Origin of the sequence: Streptomyces sp. NPDC060232, assembly GCF_042726555.1 — a bacterium.
Lineage (GTDB): Bacteria > Actinomycetota > Actinomycetes > Streptomycetales > Streptomycetaceae > Streptomyces.
Map to the genome: position 1 here is coordinate 53,832 of NZ_JBHXAG010000001.1, position 24,069 is coordinate 77,900.

Sequence of the window (24,069 nt, forward strand, 5' to 3'; positions counted from 1 at the left end):
TACCTCTGGGTCTCCGTGCCTCGTGTGTCTGTGTGTCTCTGCGTTGCGGGACGCCGTCCGGGCGCCGGCTACAGGGCCGTGCCGAAGCTCGCGCTCCACAACTGCAGCGTGTAGACCATGTCGTTCCACACTCCGGTGGCGAGCAGGACGCCGACCAGGACGAGCATGCCGCCCCCGGTCCGCACGACCCACGGGTAGTGGCGCTTGACCAGGCCGAAGGCGCCCAGCGCCCGCCGGAAGGCCAGCGCGGCCAGGACGAACGGCAACCCGAGGCCCAGGCAGTACGCGGCCATCAGCAGGGCCCCGCGGACCGCACTCGCCTCGGTCCAGGCCAGGGCCTGCACGGCGGCCAGCGTCGGCCCGATGCACGGGGTCCAGCCGACCGCGAACACCGCGCCGAGGGCCGGGGCCCCCGCCAGCCCCAGCGCGGGACGCCGGTGGCTGCGGAACTCCCGCTGCGTGAAGCCCGGCAGGAACCCCATGAAGGACAGCCCCATGAGCACCGTGAGGACGCCGAGGACCTGTGTGACCGTCTCCTGGTGCGCCAGCAGGCTCCTGCCGAAGTAGCCGAACAGGGCGCCGCCGGAGACGAGGACCGCGGTGAAGCCCAGCACGAACAGCAGCGCGCCCGTCGCCATCCGGCTGCGCCGCCCGCCGCGCGCGTCCGCCAGGTCGGCGACCGACAGGCTGGTCACGTAGCTGAGGTAGCCCGGTACGAGCGGCAGCACGCACGGCGAGAGGAAGGAGACGAGCCCGGCGGCGAACGCCACGGGAGCCGCGATCACGAGCGTTCCGCTGACGAGGGAGGGCGCGTCGGCGAGGGCGAGCGTCCCCTGCGCGGCGGCCGTCACGACTCCTCCTGCAGGACGCGCGCGAGCAGGGGCCGCAGCTGTTCGTCGGTGACGGCGCCGCCGATGGCGGCGGCGACGCGCCCGCGACGGTCGATCACGAGCGTCGAGGGGATCGCCTGCGGATTGACCAGGGAGGGCGGGAACCTGAGCAGGAGTTCGCCGTCGGGGTCGTGGAGGCTGGGGAACGTCATGTCGTGGGCGCGTACGAAGGACCGGGCGGCCGCCCGGTCCCGGTCCCGGGTGTTGATCCCGAGGAACCGGACCCCGTCGGCCCGCGTCTGCCGGCTGAGCCGCTCCAGGTCGTCCGCCTCCGCACGGCAGGGACCGCACCAGGAGCCCCAGGCGTTCAGTACGACGACCTGGCCGCGGAAGTCGCCGAGCGCGACCGGCTCCCCGTCCAGGTCTGCTCCGGCCAGGGCGGGTGCGTCCTGGCGGGAGCCGGGGTCCACGACCGTCGCCCCGGCCGCGGCGCGGACCGCGTTCGGCCCCGCGGCCGCGGAACCGCCGGCGGAGCCGTCGTCCGTGCAGAGCCCGGCGACGACCAGCGCGGCCGCCACCGCGAGGCCGGTACCGGCCGGGACGGCGACGGACGCCCGCGGGGGCCGTCTCACGACGCCCACGTGCGCAGGAAGGAGTTGATGCCCTCCGAGGTCAGCGACGGGTTGCCCGTGACGTGGGTGTCGGTGCGCACCGTGCCGGACGGCGAGACGACGACCAGGACGGGCATCGTGTAGGTGCCGCCCGAGGGGCTGTACTTGCGCAGGAGGGCGGAGTTCGCGGCGTTGCTGCCGCCGATGTCCACCTTGACCAGGTGGTAGGAGGCGCCGAGGATCCCGGCGGTCTGCGGCTGGGCGAACACCTTGTCGGCGGCCTTGCAGTTGCCGCACCAGTTCGCGCCGAAGTCGAGCAGCACCATCCGCCCGTCGGCCTTGGCCGAGCGCAGCGCAGCGTCGATCATCTTCTGCGCGTCGGCAGAGCTGTCGTAGCCGGGGCCGGGGACCTTCGCCGGCGCGGGCGCGGCGGACGTACGGGCCGGCTTGGCGGAGCCCCCGGCGGAGGAGGCGGAACCGGACGGTGCCCGCGTCGGGGTCGGCGAGGAGGAGGCCGAGGCGGAGGCAGACGGCGGGGCCGACGCGGTCGGGGACGCCTCGGCGGATGCTGTCGCCGACTCCGAGGGGAAGGCCTGGGAGGACTGGCCGGCCGCGGCCGCGGCCGCCGCGGCGGAGCCGGCGGGCTCGGAGGACGGTCCGCAGGCGGCGGTCAGGCCCGCCGCGACGACGGCCGCGGCGAACAGCGGCAGCCGACGTCCCAGCGGCGCGGCCGAGCGGGGCGACGTCGTACGGCGGTCGGCGCGGACGGCGCGGACGGGTCGGAGCATGCGAGAACTCATGGCGAAGACACCCCAAGGCACGGTTCGGACTGCGGGATGGGCGAAGCGCCCCCCGGCTCGGTGAAACCGGCGGCCCGACGGTGCTCGGGGCGGCGTACCCCGGAGCCGGAGGCCGCTCGGCTGAGGTGAGCATAGGACCGCTCGGGGCCTGCGGAACCAGGTCGGCGTGATCTTGAGCTTGCCCTAAGGAAGAGCTCACCTTCCGCTTCGCCGGAGCTCCGTCGGAATGCGGCAGATCGTTCATAACGGTCGTAGCGGCGGCGTTGCCGGGAGGGGTTGGCGCGCGAGAACCTCAGAAGGACGATTCGCGGACGCTGGCCTTCGCTGCCGGGTCGATCGTCGCCGTGATGACCGAGCGGTGGTCGGCGCTCGTGAACGTGACCGTGAGGGTGCTGTCCGAGGTCTGCGACGTGGAGGTCTTGAAGCCGCGGCCGGGGATTGCGGAGATCAGGCACACGCCCCGGCTCCCGTACCGCACCGTCACCTTGCCGCCCTGTGAGGGGACGGTGTACAGGCCCGCTCCACCCTCCTCGCAGTCGACGTTCCGCGGCGCGGCGGTCCGCGGGGCGCCCGACGCGGCCTTGGCGGGCGTGGGGGCGGCCGTCGTCGGGGAGGGCCGCTGCGAGACCGTCGGGGAGGGGCTGGCGGATGCGGTGGGGGACGGTGTCTGCGCGGGCGGACTCCCCGCCTGCCAGGCGGGAGGCGTGTCGATGACCGTCGGGGCGGACCGTGCGACCGGGGGCGTATGCCGGGTCGAGCCGACCACGAACTGGACCGTGGCGAGCACGGCGGTCACGCTGGCGGCCGTGCACGACAGCCATATGAGCAGGTAGCGCGGAGTTCGGGGCACGGCCCCATAGTGTCCGACGCTCCGGCCGGTCTGTCACCGGCTCCCCCGATCGGCCCGGGCCGGCGGGCGAACGCCGACGTCCTCCCACCCGCGTACGAGTGGGAGGACGTGGCTGTGGGGGGTGGTTCAGGGGGGCGGGGGCATTCGCCCCGCAGGCCCTCTTGTGCGGGGGTCCGGTTACCTTGAGGCGCCGAAGTTCTGGGTCCACCACGGGCCGCCGTCGCCCTTGTGGACGCCTATGCCGATCTCCTTGAAGGCGCAGTTGAGGATGTTGGCCCGGTGGCCGGGGCTGTTCATCCACGCCTTCATGACGGCGTTCGCGTCGGCCTGCCCGCGGGCTATGTTCTCGCCCAGGTTGGACCACTTGTAGCCGGCGGCCTCCACACGGCTGGTCATGGTGGACCCGTCCGGCCCGGTGTGCGACATGACGCCGGCGCGGGCCATGGTGTCGCTGTACCCCCGCGCGGCGGCGCTCAGCTTGGCGTTGGTGGTCAGCGCGCCGCACCCGGCGGCCGCCCGCTCCTTGTTGACCAGGGCGAGAACGGCGGACTCGGCGTCCTGGTTGACGGTGCCGCCGCCCCCGCCCGTGCTGCCGCCCCCGCCCGAACCGCCCGAACCGCCGGAGCCGCCGGATCCGCCGCCGGAGGTGGTGGCGGGCTTCTTCGGGGGCTTGGCGGCGGGGGAGGAGTCCGACGTGGCCGGGCTGCTGCTCGGCGCCGTCGGGGTGTCCGTGGGCGTCGCCGACGCCGAGGCCCCGGCATCGGGCGACGCGGACGCGCTGGCGTTCGTCGAGACCGTGGCGTCGGTGGTGGGCGTGGCGGCGTCGGGGGTCGGGGTCGCCGTCCCCGCGCCCGTCCCGGAGGACGCGCCGGCGGCGCCGTCGGCCCGCAGGTCGGTCCGCGCGTCATCGCCGGAGTCGGCCACCGCGACCCCCACCGCCACCACAGCGGCGGCCGTGGTGACAGACAGCACGATGCGCGTGCGCACCGTCTTCTTCCGCCGGGCCGCGACGCGGGTCTGCGGTTCGGGAGTTCGGCTGCGGCTCATGCCGGTAACACCTCGCAAGAGAAGGGGAGGAGGGGAGTCCGCCCGAGCCTAGGCCCGTGACCAGCCCGAATCGCCTTCTGGGGGACTTCTTCAAGTTCCCTTAAGGAAGCCCGCAGGGTCAACACAGGGACGAGTCGGGCAATCAACCCAACTCCCCCTGGCGCGAGGGCGGACGAGCCGCCCGGCGGAGTTCCGCGCCCGTGCCCGTCCGCCACAAGGACGCACCCCGGGAAAGGCGTTGCCCGAAGTCCGCACCAGCGTGGGGAGTTGTTCCGGCCAGGCTGCCAACCGGCCGCTCAGGCGCGGATCGTCCACCTCTCGCGGATGCGTCAGCCGGATGCGAGAGGTGTTCTCGACGAACGGCAGGACGCTGCGGAGAGGGGCCGGTTCGCCGGGGACCGGCCCCAGCGGCCGCATGTTCATGCGGCGGATGCCGGCACACCCGCCTGACAGGCAGCCCGCCCGGCTTCGGGCGACGGAGAGGGCCCTCAAGGACCCCAGGACACGGCCTCGCCGCCGAAGTCGGGCAGGACCAGGGATCCGTCCTCGGTCAGGGTGAAGCCGGGGTTGTTGGCGATCTCCCAGGCGTGGCCGTCGGGGTCGGTGAAGACGCCCGAGTAGAAGCCGATCGCGTTGACGGCGGCCGGGCGGGTGACGGTGCCGCCCGCCGCCGCGGCCGCGGCGAGGACGGCGTCGACCTCGGCGTCGGCGCGCACGTTGTGGGCCAGGGCGATCCCGCCGAAACCGGCCGGCGGGGCGTCGGGGAGACCGCAGTCCGCGGCCAGTTTCCCGCGGTCCCAGAGGACCAGGGCCAGACCCCCCGCCTGGTGGAAGACGGTCTCCTCGACCTCGGTGCCGCGCCAGCCGAGCGCCGCGTAGAAGCGCTTCGCGCGGGCGAGGTCCACGACCCCCAGGGTGACCAGGCTGATCCGCTGTTCCATCCCGCCACCGTAGCGCGTAGCGGCCGGCCGGACCCGGCTCGTCGTGCGTCGAGCAGGGGATGCCGCCGCCCGAGGCGAGCGGGTCGTGGCCGAAGCGCGCCTGAAGGTGGCCGCGGACCCGGTCGCCGGCCTCGCGGTCACCGACGGACCGGGCCGCCCGCACCCTGCTCGCCTGGTCGGTGTCGGGCAAGGCCGCCATCGCCGCGCTGACCGCCCTGTGGGGGCTGCTGGCCGCCGCCACCGGCTCCCACGCCGCGATCGTGATCGCCGGTGTCCTCTGCATGGCCACCCCTGTGCTGCTGCCGCGGTCGGTCCCGACGGACCGTACGGTCCTCAGCGGCGGGCCGCGAGATGATCGCTGAGGACCTCGTGCGTCAGGTGCAGCCCGGCCCGTAGGACCGCGTCGTGCCGGGTGGGTGGGCTGCGCGGTGGGCGAGGTCGAGACCGCGGGCCCGGTCGAGGTCGGCGGCGAAGTCGTCCCCGCGCAGGGCGGCGTCCAGGGCCAGCGCGGCAGACCGGACCAGCGGGGCGATGGCGCACAGGGCGGGCGGCCGGCACGGGCGCCGTCCTCGCGCCCCACCACAGGCAGAGGCACCAGGGCACCACGGCGCAGATCACCAGGCGGGCGCCGGCCCGCAGCCGCGCACCGGCGGAGGGGACGCGCGGATCGACGATGGCCGTACCGGACATGCCGGGCATCGTAGGCTCCGCCGTCCCGCGGCCCGGCGAACCCCGTCCCGGCGCGGGAGGGCGGCGGTCAGGCCCCGGTGAGGGCCGGGCCCGTGCGGCGGGCCAGGGCGTTGCTGCCGATCGAGTTGTGCACGCTGAACCCGACGGCGTCCGAGCGGTAGCGGTCGTCGGACCACTCGACCGGCCTGCCCTCGCGCGTGGTGGTCATGCGGCGCACCCGCAGCAGCGGGCTGGTGCGCCGCACTTCGAGGAGCTCGGCGTCCTGGGCGCCCGCCGCGACCGCGTCGATCAGGTGCTCCCCGTACGCGAACACCAGTCCCGTGTCGTCCAGCAGGCGCTGCGTCACCGACGGGCAGTCCGGCTCGATGCGCTCCACGGCGGGGGCGATCCAGCCGGCGTACGCGGTGCGCTCCAGCAGGACCGGCTCGCCGTCCAGCCCTCGCACGCGCAGCACGTGCAGCACGGGCGCGCCCGGCTCCACCTGGAGCCACATGACGTCCCGGTCGGTGGCCGGGCGGTACTCCGACGACACCACCCGGCCGGTCGCCGCACGGCCCATGGCCGCGGCCCACTGCGCGAAGCTGCGCAGTTCGGCGAAGCTCTGGCTGCGGCGGCTGGCCAGCACCACGCGCCGTGCGCCCTGGCGGGACCCGATGAGGCCCTCGGCGGTCAGGGCGAGCACGGCCTGGCGGACGGTGCCGCGGGAGACCCCGAAGCGCGCGGCGAGCTCGGTCTCGGCGGGCAGGAGGGCCCCCACCGCGTACTCCTCGCGGTCGATCGCCCGGCGCAGTTCCTCGGCGATCTCCTCGTGCCGGGCCGTCATCGGCGGTGCTCCTGTTCCTGGTCGTGAACGCTGACTGTGCGCAAAGTGCGTGACGCATACAGCGTAAGCGCAGGCCGGGGCGGACCGAAGCGAAGGAAGAGTGTCCAGGTTATTGGCCGGAATTCGTCGCCCGCCGTTCACCCGAAGGTCATGGATGCCGGGCCTACTGAGGCCAACTTGTTCAGACAAGTTGGCCTCAGAACCTCCGAGTCCGCAGTACCGCTCCCCGTGATGCCCACACCCTCCCGCGCTCCCTCGCGCAACCTCCCAGGAGAGACCGTGCCCCTGCCGAGAACCGCCGCCCTCGCCGGCTGCCTCGCCGCCGTCGCCGCCCTCACCCTCACCGCCTGCGGCGCCGCCCCCGAGAAGGCCGACAACAAGACCGCCACCGGCAAGGACGCCGCAACCGCGACCTCCGCCGAGGACTTCGGCGGACTCGACGCCCTCGTCGAGGCGGCAAAGAAGGAGGGAGTCCTGCACGCGATGGCCCTGCCCCGCGACTGGGCCAACTACGGCGCCCTCATCGACGGCTTCACCCAGAAGTACGGCATCAAGGTCGAGGTGGAGAACCCCGACGGCAGCAGCCAGGACGAGATCAACGCCGTCACCAGCCGCAAGGGCCAGGACCGAGCCCCCGACGTGCTCGACCTCGGCACCTCCTTCGCCGTCAGCGGCGCCCAGCAGGACCTGTTCGCCTCCTACAAGGTCGCCGCCTTCGGCAGCATCCCCTCGGCGCAGAAGGACGACCAGGCCCGCTGGTACAACGACTACGGCGGCTACATCTCCATCGGTTGCGACGCCGCCCGCGTCAAGAACTGCCCCACCACTTTCAAGGACCTCCTCAAGCCCGAGTACAAGGGCCAGGTCGCGCTCAACGGCAACCCGACCAAGTCCGGCTCGGCCTTCGGCGGCGTGTACGCGGCCGCCCTCGCGAGCGGCGGCTCCCTCGACGACATCCAGCCCGGCATCGACTTCTTCGGACAGCTGAAGAAGAACGGCAACTACACGCCCGTCGAGTCCACCCCGGCCACCGTCGAGAAGGGCGAGACGCCCATCAGCATCGACTGGGACTACCTGAACGCCGGCTACGCCGACCAGTTCAAGGGCAAGGGCGTCGACTGGAAGGTCGCCGTCCCCGAGGACGGCAAGTACGCGCAGTTCTACGCGCAGGCCATCAACAAGGACGCCCCGCACCCCGCCGCCGCCCGGCTCTGGCAGGAGTGGCTCTACAGCCCCGAGGGCCAGAACCTCTGGCTGAAGGGGTACGCCCGCCCGGTCCTGATGGCCGCAATGGAGGGCGCCGGCACCCTCGACAAGGCCGCCGCTGCCAAGCTCCCGCAGGTCAGCGGCACCCCGACCTTCCCCACCGAGGCCCAGCAGACCAAGGCCAAGGGCGTCCTCGCCCAGAGCTGGGGCAAGGCGGTCGCCGGCTGACCGCCTCACCGGCCACCGACACCACTTCCAGGACCACCCAGATGACCACTCCCCGCATGGCGGCCGCCCCACCCGCGGCGGCCGCCCCGGCGGCCCCGGCCGCCCCCGCCCCCGCCGCCCGGACCGGGCGGCGGGCCCGCCGCCCCGGTGCGCTCGCCGTCCTCCCCCTGCTGCTGTTCTCCGCGATCGCCTTCGGCCTGCCCGCCCTCGCCATGCTCGACGGCGCCTTCACCATCGAGGACCCGGCCACCGGCTCCGCCTCGTACGGCCTCGGCAACCTGACGGCCTCCTGGCAGGGCGCCTACCTCACCGCCCTCGTCGGCAGCGTGAAGCTGTCCGCCACCTCCGCGGTCCTCGCCGCCGTCCTCGGTCTCCTGCTCGCCCAGGCCGTCGTCACCTCCCCGCTGCGCGCGTTGCGCGAAGCGGTCCTGACCGCCTCAGGCGTCCTCGCCAACTTCGGCGGCGTCCCCCTCGCCTTCGCCTTCGTCGCCACCCTCGGCAACTCCGGCGTCCTCACCCGCGAACTGGGCCTGGCCGACACCGGTTGGAACCTCTACAGCTTCTGGGGCCTCGTCCTCGTCTACCTGTACTTCCTCGTCCCCCTCATGGTCCTCACCATCACCCCCGCCCTGGACGGGCTGCGCACCCAGTGGCGGGAGGCAGCCCAGAACAACGGCGCCACCCACCGCCAGTACTGGCAGCACGTCGCCCTGCCCGTCCTCGCCCCGTCCCTGCTCGGCGGCCTCGTCCTCCTCTTCGGCAGCGCCTTCGCCGCGTACGCCACCGCCGCCGCGATGGTCGGCAGCTCGGTCCCGCTGGTCACGCTCCAGATCGCCGACGCGATCTCCGGCAACGTGCTCATCGGACAGGAGAACGTCGCCCTCGCCCTCAGCCTCGACATGGTCCTCGTCGCAGGCCTGGTGACGGCGGTCCACCTGCCCCTGCAACGACGGAGCGCCCGATGGCTCGCCTGACCCCGACCGCCACCCCCTGGCGCGCCCTCGTCCTCTCCGTCGCGGCCCAGTACTTCCTGGTGCCCCTCGCCGCCTCCGTCGTCTTCAGCGTCGACGGCCCCGGCCAGGGTGTGAACCTCGACGCCTACACCCGCATCCTGGACACCGAGGGCTTCCTGCCCAGCCTGCTGCTCTCCCTCGAACTCGCCGCAGCCACCATCGCGGTGGTCCTGCTGCTCATGGTTCCCGCCATGGTGGCGCTGCGCCTGACCGCCTCGAAGCTGCGGCCCGTCGTCGAGGTCGTGTGCTCACTGCCGCTGGTCGTCCCGCCCATCGCCTTCGTGGCCGGCATCGGGACCGTGTTGAAGTGGGGACCCGAGCACCTCTCCCGCACCCCCCTCTTCCAGACCTTCGTCGCCGTCCAGAACCCGGACTTCCCCCTCGTCCTGGTCCTCGCGTACGCCGTGATGGCGCTGCCGTTCGTCCACCGGGCCCTGGACGCGGGACTGCGCGCCATCGACGTCCGCACCCTCGTCGAGGCGGCCCGCAGCTGCGGCGCGAGCCTGCCGCACGCCCTGCTGCGGGCCGTCCTGCCGAACCTGCGCGGAGCGCTGCTCAGCGCCTCCTTCCTCACCCTCGCCCTGGTCCTCGGCGAATTCACCACCGCCCAGCTCCTCGGCTTCCGGCCGTTCGCCGTCTGGATCGTCAACATCAGCGGCTCGCAGGCCCAGATGTCCGTGGCCGTCTCCGTCATGAGCCTGCTGGTGACCTGGCTGCTGCTGCTCCTCCTCGCCGGCTTCGGCAGCCGCCGCACCCCCTCCCCGACCACCGACCGGAAATGACACCCTCATGACCCTCACCGCACCCGCGCCGGCCACGAACGGCACGCCCGCACCGGCCGAAGCGGCCACCGTCGAACTGCGCGGCCTGCGCCGGGCCTTCGGCACCACCACCGCCCTCGACGGACTCGACCTGACCGTGCGCCCCGGCGAACTCCTGGCCCTGCTCGGCCCGTCCGGCTGCGGCAAGACCACGGCGCTGCGCATGCTCGCCGGGTTCGAACACCCCGACTCCGGCGAGATCCTCGTCGACGGCAAGGACGTCACCGCGGTCCCCGCCCACCGCCGCGACGCCGGCATGGTCTTCCAGTCCTACAGCCTCTTCCCCCACCTGAACGCCCTCGACAACGTGGCCTTCGGACTCCGGATGCGCCGCGTGCGCACCGCCGAGCGGCGCGCCCGCGCCGCGGAGCTCCTCGACCTCGTGGGCCTCGCCGACAAGGGCGACCGCTACCCCCACCAGCTCTCCGGCGGTCAGCAGCAGCGCATCGCGCTCGCCCGCGCCCTCGCCCTGCGCCCGCGGGTCCTGCTCCTGGACGAACCGCTGTCCGCCCTCGACGCCAAGGTGCGTCTCACGCTGCGCGAGGAGATCCGCCGCCTCCAGCAGGAACTGGGCATCACCACCCTGTTCATCACCCACGACCAGGAGGAGGCGCTGTCCATGGCCGACCGGGTGGCGGTCATGCGCGCCGGCCGCCTGGAGCAGTGCGCGGCCCCCGCGGAGCTGTACGCCCGCCCCGCCACCGCCTTCGTCGCGGAGTTCGTGGGCACCATGAGCCGCATCCCGGGCCGGCTGCGCCCCGACGACGCGACCGTCGAGGTGCTGGGCCGGCGCCTCGCCGTCGACGGCACCCCGCCGAGCACCGCAGCCGGCACCGACGTCGACGTCCTCGTACGGCCGGAGTCGTTCGTGGTCACCCACGCCGAGACCGGGCAGGGCCGGGTCCTCGGCGCGTCGTTCCTCGGCGCCACCGTCCGGGTGACCGTCGCCCTGGCCGACGGCACCCGGGTCAAGGCCGATGTCCCCGCGCACGACGCGGGCGCACTGGTCGTGGGCGCTCCCGTCCACCTGTCGCTGCCGGACCGTCCGGTCCTGGTCGCTCCGCGCCCGAGTTGATCCGCGGGGCCCGCGCAGCAGGACCGGCTCCCGCTCTCACCGCCGAGCGGACGAGCGCGGAACCGGACACGCCGGAGCTCGCCGCCCCCGCCCCAGTCCGCCCGTCCGCGCCGTCGAGCCCGCCCCGGCTCCGCTTCCGTCCGGCCCCGGCACCGGCCCCGGCCCCCCGGCCCCGAGCCCGGCTCCGGCTCCGCCCCGGGCCCCGGCCCCGGCCCCCCGGCCCCGAGCCCGGCTCCGGCTCCGCCCCGGGCCCCGGCCCCGGCCCCGGCCCCCCGGCCCCGAGCCCGGCTCCGGCTCCGCCCCCGGCCCCGGCCCCGGCTCCGACCCCGGCGCCCCCGCTGCGAGGTGCGGTCCCGGCGCCCCCCTCCTGACCGCCCTCCGCCCCGCCGACCCACCGCCCCGCACAGGAAAGAGGCCCCGTTCGTGACGTCCTCCCCCTCTCCCGCCCCGTCGACACTGCGAGCCGTCCTCTTCGACATGGACGGCACCCTCGTCGACACCGAGCAGCTGTGGTGGGACACCGTGGCGGAGGCCGCCCAACGGCTCGGGCACGTCCTCGTCGACGCCGACCAGCCGGACGTGCTGGGCCGGTCCGTGGAGCACACCGCCGGGGTCCTCGCCGCCCGCAGCGGCGCCCCCGCCGCCGTGATCGCAGCCGAGCTGCACCGTGCCTTCGCCGAACGGGTCCGTACCCGGGTCGTGCCCCTGCCCGGTGCGCTGGCCCTGCTCGGCGCCCTGCACGACGAGGGCGTCCCCACCGCCCTCGTCACGGCTTCCCCCCGAGAGGTCGCGGAGACCGTGGTGGCCGCCCTCGCGGAGGCGGGCCACGGCGGTTTCACGGTCACCGTCACCGCCGACGACACCGCCCTCACCAAGCCGAACCCGGACCCCTACCTCGCCGCCTGCCGCGCCCTGCGGGTCCCGCCCGCCGCCTGCGTGGCCGTCGAGGACACCCCCACCGGTGTCGCCTCGGCCGAAGCCGCCGGCTGCCGGGTCCTCGCTGTGCCCTCCGTCGCGCGGATCGACCCCGCCCCGGGCCTGACCGTGCTGGGCTCCCTGGAGGAGGCCACCCCGGAGCGGCTGCGGGCCCTGGTCGCCGACGCGCCGGCCCCCCGGTTCCTCGTCCCCGACCTCACCACCGGGCGGGCCCGCGCCGGCCGGCCGTTCACCGCCCGCGTCGCGGGCCTCCTGCGCGGCGCGGGCCGTCCCGTCACCTTCGCCGCCGCCGACGGCCCCGACTGGCTGACCGTCCACGCCGACGGCACGCTGACCGGAACCCCCGGTCCCCAGGCCGGCCCGGACACCGCCGTCGCCACGGTCACCGCGCTCGACGCGCGCGGCGCCACCGCCCACCTGGCCGTCCGCATCCCCGTGGCCGCCGCGGACGCGCCCGCGCTCGACCGGGTCCGGGTGATGAGCTGGAACCTGTGGCTCGGCGGCAGCCCCGTCGACGACCACCGCGACAAGCAGCTGTCCGTGCTCCTCGCCGCGGACGTCGACGTCGTCGGCCTCCAGGAGACCGCTGTGCACGCCGCGCCCGAACTCGCCGACGCGCTCGGCTGGTTCCACCACCGAGCCGGGGAGAACCTCGCGATCCTCAGCCGCCACCCCGTCGTGGAGACCCTCGGTGACCCCGGCGTCGGCTTCTACGGTGCCGCAGGCGCCCGGATCCGGCTCGATGAGCACCCCGACGGTGCCCCGCACGAGCTGGTGCTGTGGAGCGCCCACCTCGACCACACGCCGTACGGCCCCTACGACGCCTGCTTCGACGGGCTCTCCGGATGCGAACTGGCCGACCGTGAGCGGCAGTCGGGGCGGGTCCGCGGGATCGACGCGATCCTGGCCGGGATGGCGCCGCAGCTGGCCGCGGCCGACCGTACCCCGGTCCTGCTCGTCGGCGACTTCAACGCGCCCTCCCACCTCGATTGGACGGCCGCGGCCGCCCCGTTGCACGGCGGGCACGGCCCGGTGGACTGGCCGGTCTCCCGTGCCGCCGAGCGGGCCGGGCTGCGCGACTCCTACCGGGAGGCGCACCCCGACCCGGTGGCTGCCCCCGGCGCCACCTGGTCGCCCGTCCACCCGTGGCACGAGGACGGGAGCGGCCGCCCGGAACCGCAGGACCGCATCGACTTCGTGCTGTACGCCGGCGACCGACTCACCGTCCTGGACTGCGCCACCCTGGCCACGGGCCGTATCGACCCCTGGCCGGACGTCGCGGCCAACGACTGGCCCTCCGACCACGCGGCGGTGGTCACCACCTTCCGCTACGCCTGACGGACGCGGACGGCGTCACCCCCACCGCCAGGCCACGGCCGGCCGGGGATCGGCGTCCGGGGATCGGCGTCCGGGTCCTCGCCGGCCCGGGCCGCGCGGCCGTCGGGGCGGATCGGCGCGGCCGTGATCCCCGCCCGGTCCGCGTGCGGTTACGGAGAGCGGCGCCCGGTTCAGGCTCACGCCTCCGGCCGGGTAGGCGACCGGCAGCGCGGACACCCGATCGGGGCACCGGAAGCGAGGGCTGAGGCGCTTGCTGTCCACTGGCTGCCGACTGGCTTTGCTGTCCGCCGGTTTTTGTCCGCAGGGCAGCAGCCTTCCCCAGAGCAGCACCGTGCGCGGTAGCCTCCGCGAAAGGGCCGCCCTCTGGAAGAACTCTTCCGATAGCGCGTGTTCGTGGCGCGCCGCACGCGGAAACCGACCTGGAAGGACACACGTGAAGGACTCGAAGGACAGGCTGGAAACACTGCGGGCCGAGATCGAGCGCCGCAACCCCGCACAGCCCGAGTTCCACCAGGCGGTACGGGAGGTCCTCGAAACCCTGGTCCCCGTCTTCACCGCCCGGCCCGAGTACGCCGACCCGGCCCTGGCACTGGTGGAACGCCTCACCGAGCCCGAACGGCAGATCGTCTTCCGTGTCCCGTGGCAGGACGACCGGGGCCGGGTCCAGGTCAACCGCGGCTACCGCGTCGAGTTCAACAGCGCGCTCGGCCCCTACAAGGGCGGCCTGCGCTTCCACCCGTCCGTGGACATCGGCGTGGTGAAGTTCCTCGGCTTCGAGCAGGTCTTCAAAAACGCCCTGACCGGCCTGGGGATCGGCGGCGGCAAGGGCGGCAGCGACTTCGACCCGCAGGGCAGGTCGGACGGCGAGGTCATGCGCTTCTGCCAGTCCTTCATGACCGAGCTGCACCGGCACATCGGCGAGCACACCGACGTCCCCGCCGGGGACATCGGTGTCGGCGGCCGCGAGATCGGCTACCTCTTCGGCCAGTACCGGCGCATCACCAACCGCTGGGAGGCCGGCGTCCTGACCGGCAAGGGGCAGGGCTGGGGCGGTTCCGCGATCAGGCCGCAGGCGACCGGCTACGGCAGCGTGCTGTTCGCCGCCGAGATGCTGAAGGTCCGCGGCGCGTCGCTGGACGGGATGACCGCGGTGGTCTCCGGCTCCGGCAACGTGGCGCTGTACACGATCGAGAAGCTCCAGCAGCTCGGCGCGAACCCGCTGACCTGCTCGGACTCCCATGGCTACGTCGTCGACGACAAGGGCATCGACCTCGCGCTGCTCAAGCAGGTCAAGGAGGTCGAGCGCGGGCGTGTGAGTGAGTACGTGGCGCGCCGCGGATCCTCGGCGCGGTTCGTGCCCGGCGGTCGGGTCTGGGAGGTGCCGGCCGACATCGCCTTCCCCTCCGCCACGCAGAACGAACTGGAGGCGCGGGACGCCCGTACGCTCGTCGCGGGCGGGGTCCAGGCGGTCGCCGAGGGCGCCAACATGCCGACCACCCCCGAGGCCGTACGGATCCTGCAGGAGGCCGGCGTCGCGTTCGGACCCGGCAAGGCCGCCAACGCGGGCGGGGTCGCGGTCAGCGCCCTGGAGATGAGCCAGAACGCCGGCCGGGCGGCCTGGAGCGCGCAGCGGGTGGAGGACGAACTCGCCGCCATCATGCGGTCGATCCACGCCGTCGCCCGCGAGACCGCCGAGCGGTACGGCGCCCCGGGCGACTACGTCACCGGCGCGAACATCGCCGGCTTCGAGCGGGTCGCCGACGCGATGCTGGCCCAGGGCGTCATCTGAGCCGTGAGCCGGTGACCACACCGCGCTCGTGACGTCGGCGGAGCGGCCCGGGACTCGCCTCCCGGGCCGCTCTGCCGTTTCCGGGCCGCTGCGCGGTTTCCAGGGGTGTGCGTACGGCCCCGCCCGCCGGGGACGGCGCGCACGTGCGCCGGGCTCGCGGCGGTCCGTACGGTCCGGGTCCTCCGTGGAGGGACTCGCCTCGTACGCGGCGGCCGTCGCCGGCTGGTTGCGCATGCTCCTGCAAAGAACGTGCTTATTACACGCGGGAGTTCGTGAGAACGCGTGTGCGAGGTGGAGGAGGTGTGGAGAGCCTTTTGAGAAACCTTGTTGAACAAGTCCTTACCCCCGGTTCGCCCTTGATTTGCTCCTGTCAATCGGAACAGGGTTCTTCAGAACGTTTGACGCCCCACACGTCAACACGAGGAGAACCCTCTACATGGCAACTCACAAGCGATCCAAAGCCCTTCGCAACACGGCCATAGCCGCGGGAGCCGCGACAGCGGTCGCGGGGGCCCTGTTCGCGAGCCCCTTCGCGGGGGCGGCCGAACCGGCCGAGGGGATGGTGCACGGCCTCGGCGTCCAAGGCGCCGTGGACGGCAGCTTCGTCGTCATCCTCGACGCAGCCGCGAACAAGGAGGACCTGGCGAAGAAGTACGGAGGCAAGCTTGAGCGCTCCTACGGCTCCAAGGTCAACGGCTTCTCCGCGTCCGGCCTGACCGAGAAGGAGGCCAAGCGGCTCGCCGCGGACCCGGCCGTCGGCACGGTCGTGCAGAACAAGCGCTTCACCATCAACGAGACCCAGGAGAAGCCCCCGTCCTGGGGCCTGGACCGGATCGACCAGGCCGCCACGGCCGGCGACCAGAAGTACACGTACCCCGACGGCGGCGGCGAGGGGGTGACCGCGTACGTCATCGACACCGGAGTCCGCGTCTCGCACAAGGACTTCGGCGGCCGCGCCGCTCACGGTTTCGACGCGATCGACAATGACGAGACCGCCGACGACGGCAACGGCCACGGGACGCACGTGGCGGGCACCATCGCCGGTACCGCGCACGGCGTCGCCAAGAAGGCCAAGATCGTCGCGGTGCGGGTGCTGGACGACAACGGGTCCGGCACCACCGAGCAGGTCGTGGCGGGCATCGACTGGGTGACGAAGAACCACTCCGGTCCGTCGGTCGCCAACATGAGCCTCGGCGGCGGCGTTGACGAGGCGCTGGACGCCGCGGTCAAGCGGGCCGTCGACGCCGGTGTGACCTTCGCCGTGGCGGCCGGCAACGAGTCCTCCGACGCCGGCCAGGGCTCTCCCTCCCGGGTTCCCGAAGCGCTCACGGTCGCGTCCAGCACCGAGGGCGACCAGCAGTCGGACTTCTCCAACTTCGGCTCGGTGGTGGACCTCTACGCGCCGGGCTCGGAGATCACGTCGGCCTGGAACGACAGTGACACCGGGGTCAAGACGATCTCCGGGACCTCGATGGCCGCCCCGCACGTGGCGGGAGCCGCCGCCCTGTACCTGGCGGCCAACCCGTCCGCGACGCCGGCCGCCACGGCCGCCGCGCTGACCGGGGCCGCGACGGAGGGAGCCATCAAGAACCCGTCCTCCGGCACCGCGAACAAGTTGCTGAAGGTCGCGCCGTAACGTTTCGGCAGACCGGTCGGGAGCGGCCCTCCGCACAACGGAGGGCCGCTCCTCTGCGTTGCCCGGTCAGCCGTCAGCGGTCAGCGGTCAGCGGTCAGCGGTCAGCGGTCAGCCGTCAGCGGTCAGTGGTCAGGGGTCAGGGGGTACGACACCCGCCGTCAGGTGCCGCGGGACCGCCGGGCCGCGAGCTTGCCCAGCTCCCACAGGAGCAGGAGGGCGAGGGCGGCCAGCACCGCCCAGCCGAACTGCCGCGCGTCGATCTGCGTCGTCCCCAGGAGCCTGCGGAAGACGTCCATCTGGGTCGCCAGCACGGCCAGCACGAACTGAACCAGCGCCACCCGGTTCATCTGCCGGCTGTCGAAGGTGGACGGGGTCAGCACCGACTCCGTCTCGCTGCGGCACTCGAACGCGGCCACGATCAGACACAGCGCGAAGGCGGTGAACGCGATGGACTGGCCGGTCGCGACGCTGCCGAAGTGGGCCTTGCCGAGCGTGATGAGTCCCAGCAGGAGGACGGTGATCGCCAGGCCGCCGAGCCCGACCGTGACCAGCACGGGCCGGGTGAGCACCGACTCCCCGCGCGGGCGCGGCCTGCGCCGCATCAGCCCGGGGCTCTCCCGGTCGAAGCCCAGCGCGAAGCCGAAGGAGGCGTTGACGGCGAAGTGGATCCACAGCACCTGCGGCGGTGTGAAGGGCTCGCCGGCGGCGATGTTGAAGACCGTGGCCCCGAGGAAGGTCAGCACGAAGGCCACCAGCAGGAGCAGCACGAACCGGATGTACTTGGTGAGGTTGTCGTAGATCCTGCGACCCTGCTCCACGGCGTAGACGATCGTGGCGAAGTTGTCGTCGGAGAGGATCATGCGGCCGGCGTTCTTGGCCACGTCGGTGCCGCTGCCCATGGCGATCCCGATGTCCGCGGACTTGATGGCGGGCGCGTCGTTGACGCCGTCCCCGGTCATCGCCACCACTTCGCCCTTCTTCTTGAGCGTGTCGGCGAGCAGCACCTTGTGCTCCGGCGCGACCCGCCCCACCACACCGATGCCGTCGATCCGGGCGAGTTGCTCCTCCTCGCTCAGGGCGGCGAAGTCGGCGCCGAGGATCGCCTCGCCGGGGATGCCGAGCTGCCGGGCGATGGCCGCACCGGTGGTGACGTCGTCACCCGTCACCATGCGCACCCGGATGTGGCCCGCCTGGGCGTCGGCCACCGCGGCCTTGGCCTCCTCGCGGGGCGGGTCGACCATGCCGACGAGGCTGGTCATCCGCAGCTCCGTGACGTACGCGAGCAGGTCGCCCTCCGGATCGAAAGCGGCCGGGTCCAGATCCCGGGTGGCGGCGGCCATCACCCGGCGCCCCTCACCGCCCATTCGCTCGGTCTGCTTCTGGGCGCGCGCCGCCAGCGCGGCGTCCCACGGGACGGTCTCGCCCGCGGCGAGCGCGGTGGCGGCCCGCGCCACCACCGCGGGGGCCGCGCCCTTGACGTGACACCGCACGACCCGCCGTCCGGAGGCGTCGCGCGCCTCGTTGAAGGTGGCCATCAGCTTGTACCCGGGGTCGAAGGGCAGCGTGGCCAGCCGTGGCAGGCCCTCCCTGGTGGCGTCGACGTCCAGCCCGGCCTTGTGTGCGAGCACCAGCAGCGCACCCTCGGTGGGATCGCCCACCACCTCGCCGTCCACCAGCTTCGCGTCGCTGGCCACCACGTACGGCAGGATCGCGTCCTCGATTCCGGCGGAGGAGCCCGCCGCGTGGTGGACCCTTCCCGCCAGCCCGTACCCCGTGCCCGAGACGGTGTACCGGTCGGTGGGGCTCACCACCTCGACGGCTGTCATCTGGTTCATCGTCAGGGTGCCGGTCTTGTCCGAGTTGATCGCCGACGTGAACGCCAGGGTCTCGACCGACGGCAGTTCCTTGACGATGGCGTTCCGCTTCGCCAGGTTGAGGCTGCCGACGGACAGGATCGCCTGCGTCACGGTCGGCAGGGCCTCGGGGATGGCGGCGATGGCCAGCGAGACCGCGCTGACGAACAGCGCGTCCCAGGCCTGGTCCCGCTGCCGCCCCAGGGCGAACATCACGATCATGGTCAGACCCGCGGCGGCGGTGATCCACAGCGTCAGGGTGTCGAGTTCCTTGGTGAGCGGCGGCACCTCCCTCTCCGTGGCCGACAGCATCCCGGAGATCTTGCCGAACTCCGTGCCGGCGCCGGTCGCGGTGACGACGAGCACGCCGCTGCCGTGGGTGACCGGCGTGTTCATGAACGCCATGTTCGTCCGGTCGCCGGGCGCCGGCAGCGAGCCCGTGAGCGTCCGGGAGTCCTTCGCGGCGGGAACGCTCTCGCCGGTGAGCGCCGACTCGTCGATCTGCAGCGCGCTGGCCTCGATGATCCGCCCGTCCGCTCCCACCTGGTCCCCGGCGGCGATGAGCACGACATCGCCGACGACGAGCTGCTCCGCGGGGACCTCGGCCTCCGACCCGTCCCTGCGGACCCGCGCCGTCGCCTTCATCATCGACCGCAGCGCGTTCATCGCGCTCTCGGCCTTGCCCTCCTGGCGCAGGCCCACCACCGCGTTCAGCAGGGTGAGTACGAGCAGCAGGATTGCGGTGGTCCACTCCCTGATCAGCAGCGAGACGGCCGCCGCGGCCAGCAGCACGAGCTGCATGTAGCTGCGGTACTGCGCGAGGAACCGCCGCCAGAGCGGGATCCCCTTCTCCTCCGGCAGCGCGTTCGGCCCGTGCGCGGCCAGGAGCTCCGCGGCTCGCGCCGCGCCGAGACCGACCGCCGGATCCACGCCGAACGCGGCCGCGACCTCCTGCGGAGCACGCGCGTACCAGCCGTCCCCCGGGGCCGGGGGCTGCTCTCCCGCGGATTGCGCCTGCACTGTCATCGTCGTGCCTCCGGCCTCAGCCGCGCTTGTGTTTGCGGTGCTTCTTCTTCCCGTGCTTCTTCTTCCCGTGCCGCCGCGAGGCGGATTCGGAGTACGGATCGGCCGGGGCCCCTGCGGGGGCTTCCCGTTCCAGGTCGCGCCGGGTGGCGAGGAGGGCCTGGCGCGCTTCGTCCCCCACGTCGGGGTACTGGGGATCGATGTCCATCAGGGTGTGCACGAGGACCGCCGCCGCACAGATCCGCGCGAACCACTTCCGGTCCGCCGGCACGACGTACCACGGCGCCCACTTCGTGCTGGTGGCCGACAGCATCGCGGAGAACGCGTCCTGGTAGTCGTCCCACCGGCGCCGCTCAAGGACGTCCGCCGCGGAGAACTTCCAGTTCTTCTCCGGCCGGTCGATCCGCTTGAGGAAGCGGGCGCGCTGCTCCTCCTCGGACAGGTTGAGGAAGATCTTCAGCACCTTGAACCCGTTGTCCGTGAGGTAGCGCTCCCAGCGGTTGATCTCCCGGTAGCGGCGGTCCCACACGTCCGGCCCACTGGACTCCTCGGGCAGCCTCTGCCGGGCGAGGTTTTCGGGGTGCACCCGTACGACGAGGACCTCCTCGTAGTGCGAGCGGTTGAAGATGGCTATCTCGCCGCGCGTCGGCAGCCGACAGGCGTACCGCCACAGGTAGTCGTGGTCGAGCTCCTCGGCGGAGGGCACCTTGAAGCTGCTGACCTTGACGCCCTGGGGATTGACGCCGCTCATCACATGACGGATCGTCCCGTCCTTGCCCCCGGCGTCGATGGCCTGGAGGCACAGCAGCACACCGTACGTGTCCTGGGCGGCCAGCCGGTCCTGGTACTCGGCCAGCAACGACACCCCGGTACGCAGCAGCTCGACGCCGTCCCGTTTCTTCAGGCCGGCCTTGAAGCGGGGATCGAAGTCCCGGCCCAGGTGTACGCGCGACCCGGGCTTCACCCGCAGCGGCTCGATGAAATCCGCGATGCGTTCGGCTCTCTCGTCCGACATCATCCATCAGCCCTTCGCTGGACCCGCGGCGCTCCGGCCGGTGGCGTCGAGCGCCCGTAACCCCCACCGCGCCGGGCGCCTCGTAGCTCATTGTCTGCTCGCCGGGCCAAGATCGCCCGTCCCGCCCGTCCCGCCCGTCCCGCGCGCCCTGTCCGCACCGGGCGCCGGCTCCGCGTGCGGGCGCGGGGTGCAGCCGGTAGCGTCGACAAAGAGCGTTCCGCCCAAACCGCTGCGGCCTGGCCCAACAGGTCCGCCGCCGATGCCGGCAGGGGAACGAAGCCCATGCCCAAGCACACCCTCCACGCGGTGACCGCCGCGGTCGCGCTGGTCAGCCTGACCGCCTTCGGCCCCGTACCCGGCGCGCCCACGCCCGGCGGTACCACGTCACCGGACTCCCGGTCCGCCGGCCCCAGCCCCGCCGCCCCGCCCCGGTTCGTGCCCGGCCCCTGCCCGAAGCCGCCCGAGCCCATCGAGGCGCTGGGCGACGCACGCTGCGGCCACCTGGAGGTTCCCGAGAACCGCTCCCGCCCCGGGGGCCGGACCATCAGACTGGCCGTCGCCGTCATTCCGGCCGTGAGCCCGGCGAAGCCCGCGCAGGACCCCGTGGTGTTCATGGCGGGCGGCCCCGGCGCCGACACGTTCGACGACATCCCCTTCCTCGTCGACTCCGGCCTGAACAAGGACCGCGACCTGATCATCATGGCCCAGCGCGGCAACCTCTACGACCAGCCGAATCTCGCCTGCCCGGAGATCGACCGGTTCAACGAGCAGGCCGTCGGCCTCGGCTACGACTCGGACCAGGCCAAGCAGCTCATGCTGAAGGCCGTCAAGGACTGCCGGAGCCGCCTCACCGCCCAGGGCGTCGACCTGAGCGCCTACAACACCACGGAGAACGCGGCCGACTTCGCCGACCTGCGCAAGGCGCTGGACCTGCGTCAGTGGAACGTCTACGGGTACTCGTACGGCAGCAACCTGGCCCTCACCTACCTGCGCCTGCACCCCGAGGGCATCCGCGCGTTCGCGATCGACTCCGTCACGCCTCCCCAGCACGTGACCCTGCCGTGGACATGGGCCAGCACCGCCGAGGGGATCGACAACATCATCGAGGCGTGCGCGGCACAGCCCGCCTGCAAGGACCGCTACCCCGACCTCCGCCGGACGCTGACCGAGCAGGTGCGCAGGCTGCAAGCCCGTCCTCTGACGCTGAACGTCGAGCCGCCCGGGGGAGGCCGGCCCGTCACGGTCGTCCTCGACGGCGGAGCCCTCCTGAACCTGATCGTCGCCCTCACCCCCCGGCCAGAGGACCTGCCGGCGGCGCTCGACGAACTCGCCAACGGAAACCCGGAGCGCTTCGCGAAGGCCCGCGCGGCCGGATCGGTCCAGAAGACCGGCGAGTTCGCACACGGCCTGACGCAGTCCGTGGTCTGCGGCGAATGGGCCCCGGGGTACTCGGAGACCGACGTGCTGACCGCCGGGCGCAAGGTCTATCCACAGTGGCCGGACACGGTCCTCGCCGAGGTGCCGCAACTTCCCTTCCAGTACCCGGCGTGCGGGATCTGGGACGTCGCGGACCGCGCGGCCGCCCAGCGGCAGCCCACGGTCAGTTCGGTGCCCGCGCTCGTCGTCTCCGGCACGTTCGACGTGAAGACGGGGGCGAGTTGGGCGAAGGACGTGGCCCGCAACCTGTCCCGTTCGACCTCCGTCCTGGTCCCCGGCATCGGCCACTGGGTGGTCCCGCAGTCGCCCTGCGCGCAGAGTGTCCTGGCCTCGTTCTTCGCCCGCCCGACCGCGCCCGACACCAGCTGCGTGGACGACGTGGAGCCCAAACCGTTCACGATCATCCCCGAATGACCGGGAGGGCAGATGACCCACGCCCGTGCGCTCCGCCGTCGCCGCTCCGCCGGAAGACTCCTGGCCCCCTCGTCGGCCGGTCTGGCGGCCGCCCTCCTCGTCGCCGGCCTGCTCGCGGCGCCCGCCGGGGCGCAGACCGCCTCCGGTGCCGGTACCGGCACCGACCCCACTCCGGGGGCGCCCACGGGCACCGTCGCCCGGACAGTGGGTGACGCCGCCTTCGAACCGGGCCCCTGCCCGAAGACACCGGAGCCGATTGAGGCCCTCGAAGGAGCCCGCTGCGGAACGCTCACCGTGCCCGAGAACCGCGGGAAGCCCGACAGCCGCTCGATCCGGCTCGGCGTGGCGATCGTGCCCGCGGCGACCGACGAGCCGAAGGCCGACCCGATCGTCTGGCTCGCGGGCGGCCCCGGGGACGACGCGGTGGGTGAGGCGAAGTTGGCGATCGACGGCGGCCTGAACCGCGACCGCGACGTGATCTTCATGTCCCAGCGCGGAACGTACTCGGCCGACCCGAACCTCCTGTGCCCCGGGATCGACGAGTTCAACGCACGCGCGGTCGGCCTCGCCTACGACGCACCGGCCACCGAGCGCCTGCACGTCGAGGCCACGAAGGCCTGCCGCGACAAGCTCGTGGCCCGCGGGATCGACCTCAGCGCCTACAACGACACCGAGAGCGCCGCCGACTACGAGGACCTGCGCAAGACGCTGGGCATCGAGAAGTGGAACCTCTTCGGCATCTCCTACGGCACCCACCTGGCCCTGGTCTACATGCGCCTGCACCCCGAAGGACTGCGTGCGGTGGGCATCGACGGCATCCTCCCGCCGTCCAGGGCCGGCTCGGCGGCGACCTGGAGCAGCGCCCGGCAGGGATTCGACGGCCTGTTCAAGGCCTGCGCGCAACAGCCCGCGTGCAACAAGCGCTATCCGAACCTGTCGGCCACCTTCGACAAGCTCGTCCGCCGACTTGAGGCCGAGCCGGTCACCACCACCGTCACGCTCCCCGGCAGCGACAAGCCGGTCAAGGTCCTACTCGACGGCGGAGCCCTGGTGAACTGGATGACCTCGGCCACCCACGTGGCGCCCCAGGTGCCCGCCGCCCTCGACGAGCTGGCCAACGGCAAGCCGGAGCGGATCGCCCGGCAGTGGGCGGGCGGCAAGCTCAGCCCCGAGGCCATGGGCAGGGTCGCGCACGGTCTCGTCTACGGCGTGTTCTGCAGCGAGTGGACACCGTACGAGACCCAGGAGCAGGCGCTCCGGGGCGGCCAGGACGCCTTCCCGTCCTTCCCGCCCTCGGTGCAGGCGCAGGCGCCGCAGCTCACCTTCCTCCGCCCGGACTGCGACGTCTGGAACGTCCCGGCGGCGCCGCGCTCCATCCGTGACGCCACACGCGGCGACATCCCCACCCTCGCCCTGTCGGGCGGCTTCGACTCCCAGACCGGTGCGGACAACGGTGAGTACGTCGCCCGTACGCTGGACAGGGCCAAGGCCGTCACGGTCCCGTACGAGCCGCACGTGGTGTTCGCGACGTCGGAGTGCGCGCAGAAGATCACCGTGTCGTTCTTCGACGACCCCCAGGCACCGGACACCGCATGCCTCAAGAGCCTGAAGGCACCCGAGTTCGAGATCGCCCCCTGATCCCCCCGTTCCCCCCGATCCCCCCGATCCCGCCTGTGCGGCGGTGGCGGCAGAA

At 73.1% G+C, this 24,069-nt stretch carries 19 protein-coding genes; 10 read left to right on the plus strand and 9 right to left on the minus strand.

Going from position 1 to position 24,069, the window contains the following annotated elements:
- Positions 1 to 68: 68 nt before the first annotated feature.
- From ACFWFZ_RS00225 to ACFWFZ_RS00250, 6 genes are all read right to left on the minus strand, one after another.
- Complete coding sequence (locus ACFWFZ_RS00225; protein ID WP_387114262.1) at positions 69 to 851, minus strand: cytochrome c biogenesis CcdA family protein; 783 nt, start codon at positions 849 to 851, stop codon at positions 69 to 71.
- A complete protein-coding gene (locus tag ACFWFZ_RS00230; protein WP_387114265.1) occupies positions 848 to 1,471 on the minus strand; it encodes a TlpA family protein disulfide reductase in 624 nt (207 codons plus the stop codon). The genes ACFWFZ_RS00225 and ACFWFZ_RS00230 overlap by 4 nt, the downstream gene beginning before the upstream one ends.
- Complete coding sequence (locus ACFWFZ_RS00235; protein WP_387114268.1) at positions 1,459 to 2,229, minus strand: thioredoxin family protein; 771 nt, start codon at positions 2,227 to 2,229, stop codon at positions 1,459 to 1,461. Before ACFWFZ_RS00235 ends, ACFWFZ_RS00230 begins: the two co-directional genes overlap by 13 nt.
- Before the next feature lie 304 nt (positions 2,230 to 2,533).
- The gene (locus ACFWFZ_RS00240; RefSeq protein ID WP_387114271.1) at positions 2,534 to 3,091 is read right to left on the minus strand and encodes a hypothetical protein; all 558 of its coding nucleotides are present in this window, start codon (positions 3,089 to 3,091) and stop codon (positions 2,534 to 2,536) included.
- 177 nt (positions 3,092 to 3,268) lie between these two features.
- A complete protein-coding gene (locus ACFWFZ_RS00245) occupies positions 3,269 to 4,138 on the minus strand; it encodes a CAP domain-containing protein (protein ID WP_387114274.1) in 870 nt (289 codons plus the stop codon).
- A gap of 488 nt (positions 4,139 to 4,626) precedes the next feature.
- Entirely contained in the window at positions 4,627 to 5,079 is a 453-nt protein-coding gene (locus tag ACFWFZ_RS00250; protein ID WP_387114277.1) for a VOC family protein, read from the minus strand.
- Between the two features lie 179 nt (positions 5,080 to 5,258).
- On the opposite strand from ACFWFZ_RS00250, the gene ACFWFZ_RS00255 reads away from it, so the two are divergent.
- Positions 5,259 to 5,441: a hypothetical protein gene (locus ACFWFZ_RS00255; protein ID WP_387114280.1), complete on the plus strand. Its 183-nt coding sequence runs from the start codon at positions 5,259 to 5,261 to the stop codon at positions 5,439 to 5,441.
- Between the two features lie 395 nt (positions 5,442 to 5,836).
- On the opposite strand, the gene ACFWFZ_RS00260 is transcribed toward ACFWFZ_RS00255, so the two are convergent.
- On the minus strand, positions 5,837 to 6,592 hold the full coding sequence (locus tag ACFWFZ_RS00260) for a GntR family transcriptional regulator (protein ID WP_387114283.1): 756 nt from the start codon (positions 6,590 to 6,592) through the stop codon (positions 5,837 to 5,839).
- Between the two features lie 231 nt (positions 6,593 to 6,823).
- Here ACFWFZ_RS00260 and ACFWFZ_RS00265 point away from each other — a divergent pair, with 231 nt between their 5' ends.
- From ACFWFZ_RS00265 to ACFWFZ_RS00295, 7 genes are all read left to right on the plus strand, one after another.
- Entirely contained in the window at positions 6,824 to 8,026 is a 1,203-nt protein-coding gene (locus ACFWFZ_RS00265) for an ABC transporter substrate-binding protein (RefSeq protein WP_387114286.1), read from the plus strand.
- Between the two features lie 56 nt (positions 8,027 to 8,082).
- Positions 8,083 to 9,000: an ABC transporter permease gene (locus ACFWFZ_RS00270; RefSeq protein WP_387116215.1), complete on the plus strand. Its 918-nt coding sequence runs from the start codon at positions 8,083 to 8,085 to the stop codon at positions 8,998 to 9,000.
- Positions 8,988 to 9,821 carry an ABC transporter permease gene (locus ACFWFZ_RS00275; RefSeq protein WP_387114289.1) on the plus strand — a complete coding sequence of 278 codons (834 nt, stop codon included), beginning with the start codon at positions 8,988 to 8,990 and terminating at the stop codon, positions 9,819 to 9,821. The genes ACFWFZ_RS00270 and ACFWFZ_RS00275 overlap by 13 nt, the downstream gene beginning before the upstream one ends.
- 7 nt (positions 9,822 to 9,828) lie before the next feature.
- A complete protein-coding gene (locus ACFWFZ_RS00280) occupies positions 9,829 to 10,935 on the plus strand; it encodes an ABC transporter ATP-binding protein (protein WP_387114292.1) in 1,107 nt (368 codons plus the stop codon).
- A gap of 423 nt (positions 10,936 to 11,358) precedes the next feature.
- Entirely contained in the window at positions 11,359 to 13,209 is a 1,851-nt protein-coding gene (locus ACFWFZ_RS00285; RefSeq protein ID WP_387114295.1) for an HAD-IA family hydrolase, read from the plus strand.
- A gap of 433 nt (positions 13,210 to 13,642) precedes the next feature.
- Entirely contained in the window at positions 13,643 to 14,998 is a 1,356-nt protein-coding gene (gene gdhA / locus ACFWFZ_RS00290; RefSeq protein WP_387114298.1) for an NADP-specific glutamate dehydrogenase, read from the plus strand.
- A gap of 436 nt (positions 14,999 to 15,434) precedes the next feature.
- A complete protein-coding gene (locus ACFWFZ_RS00295) occupies positions 15,435 to 16,634 on the plus strand; it encodes a S8 family serine peptidase (protein ID WP_387114301.1) in 1,200 nt (399 codons plus the stop codon).
- Positions 16,635 to 16,792: 158 nt separating this feature from the next.
- Here the strand turns inward: ACFWFZ_RS00295 and ACFWFZ_RS00300 are convergent, their stop codons facing one another.
- Both ACFWFZ_RS00300 and ACFWFZ_RS00305 read right to left on the minus strand, forming a co-directional pair.
- Positions 16,793 to 19,513 (minus strand): cation-translocating P-type ATPase, encoded by a 2,721-nt coding sequence (locus ACFWFZ_RS00300; protein ID WP_387114304.1) that lies wholly within the window; start codon positions 19,511 to 19,513, stop codon positions 16,793 to 16,795.
- Between the two features lie 16 nt (positions 19,514 to 19,529).
- Entirely contained in the window at positions 19,530 to 20,525 is a 996-nt protein-coding gene (locus ACFWFZ_RS00305) for a polyphosphate kinase 2 family protein (protein ID WP_387114307.1), read from the minus strand.
- 282 nt (positions 20,526 to 20,807) lie between these two features.
- On the opposite strand from ACFWFZ_RS00305, the gene ACFWFZ_RS00310 reads away from it, so the two are divergent.
- Together ACFWFZ_RS00310 and ACFWFZ_RS00315 are read left to right on the plus strand one after the other, a co-directional pair.
- The gene (locus ACFWFZ_RS00310; RefSeq protein ID WP_387114310.1) at positions 20,808 to 22,376 is read left to right on the plus strand and encodes an alpha/beta fold hydrolase; all 1,569 of its coding nucleotides are present in this window, start codon (positions 20,808 to 20,810) and stop codon (positions 22,374 to 22,376) included.
- 12 nt (positions 22,377 to 22,388) lie between these two features.
- A complete protein-coding gene (locus ACFWFZ_RS00315; protein ID WP_387114312.1) occupies positions 22,389 to 24,014 on the plus strand; it encodes an alpha/beta fold hydrolase in 1,626 nt (541 codons plus the stop codon).
- The last annotated feature ends 55 nt before the right edge of the window (positions 24,015 to 24,069 follow it).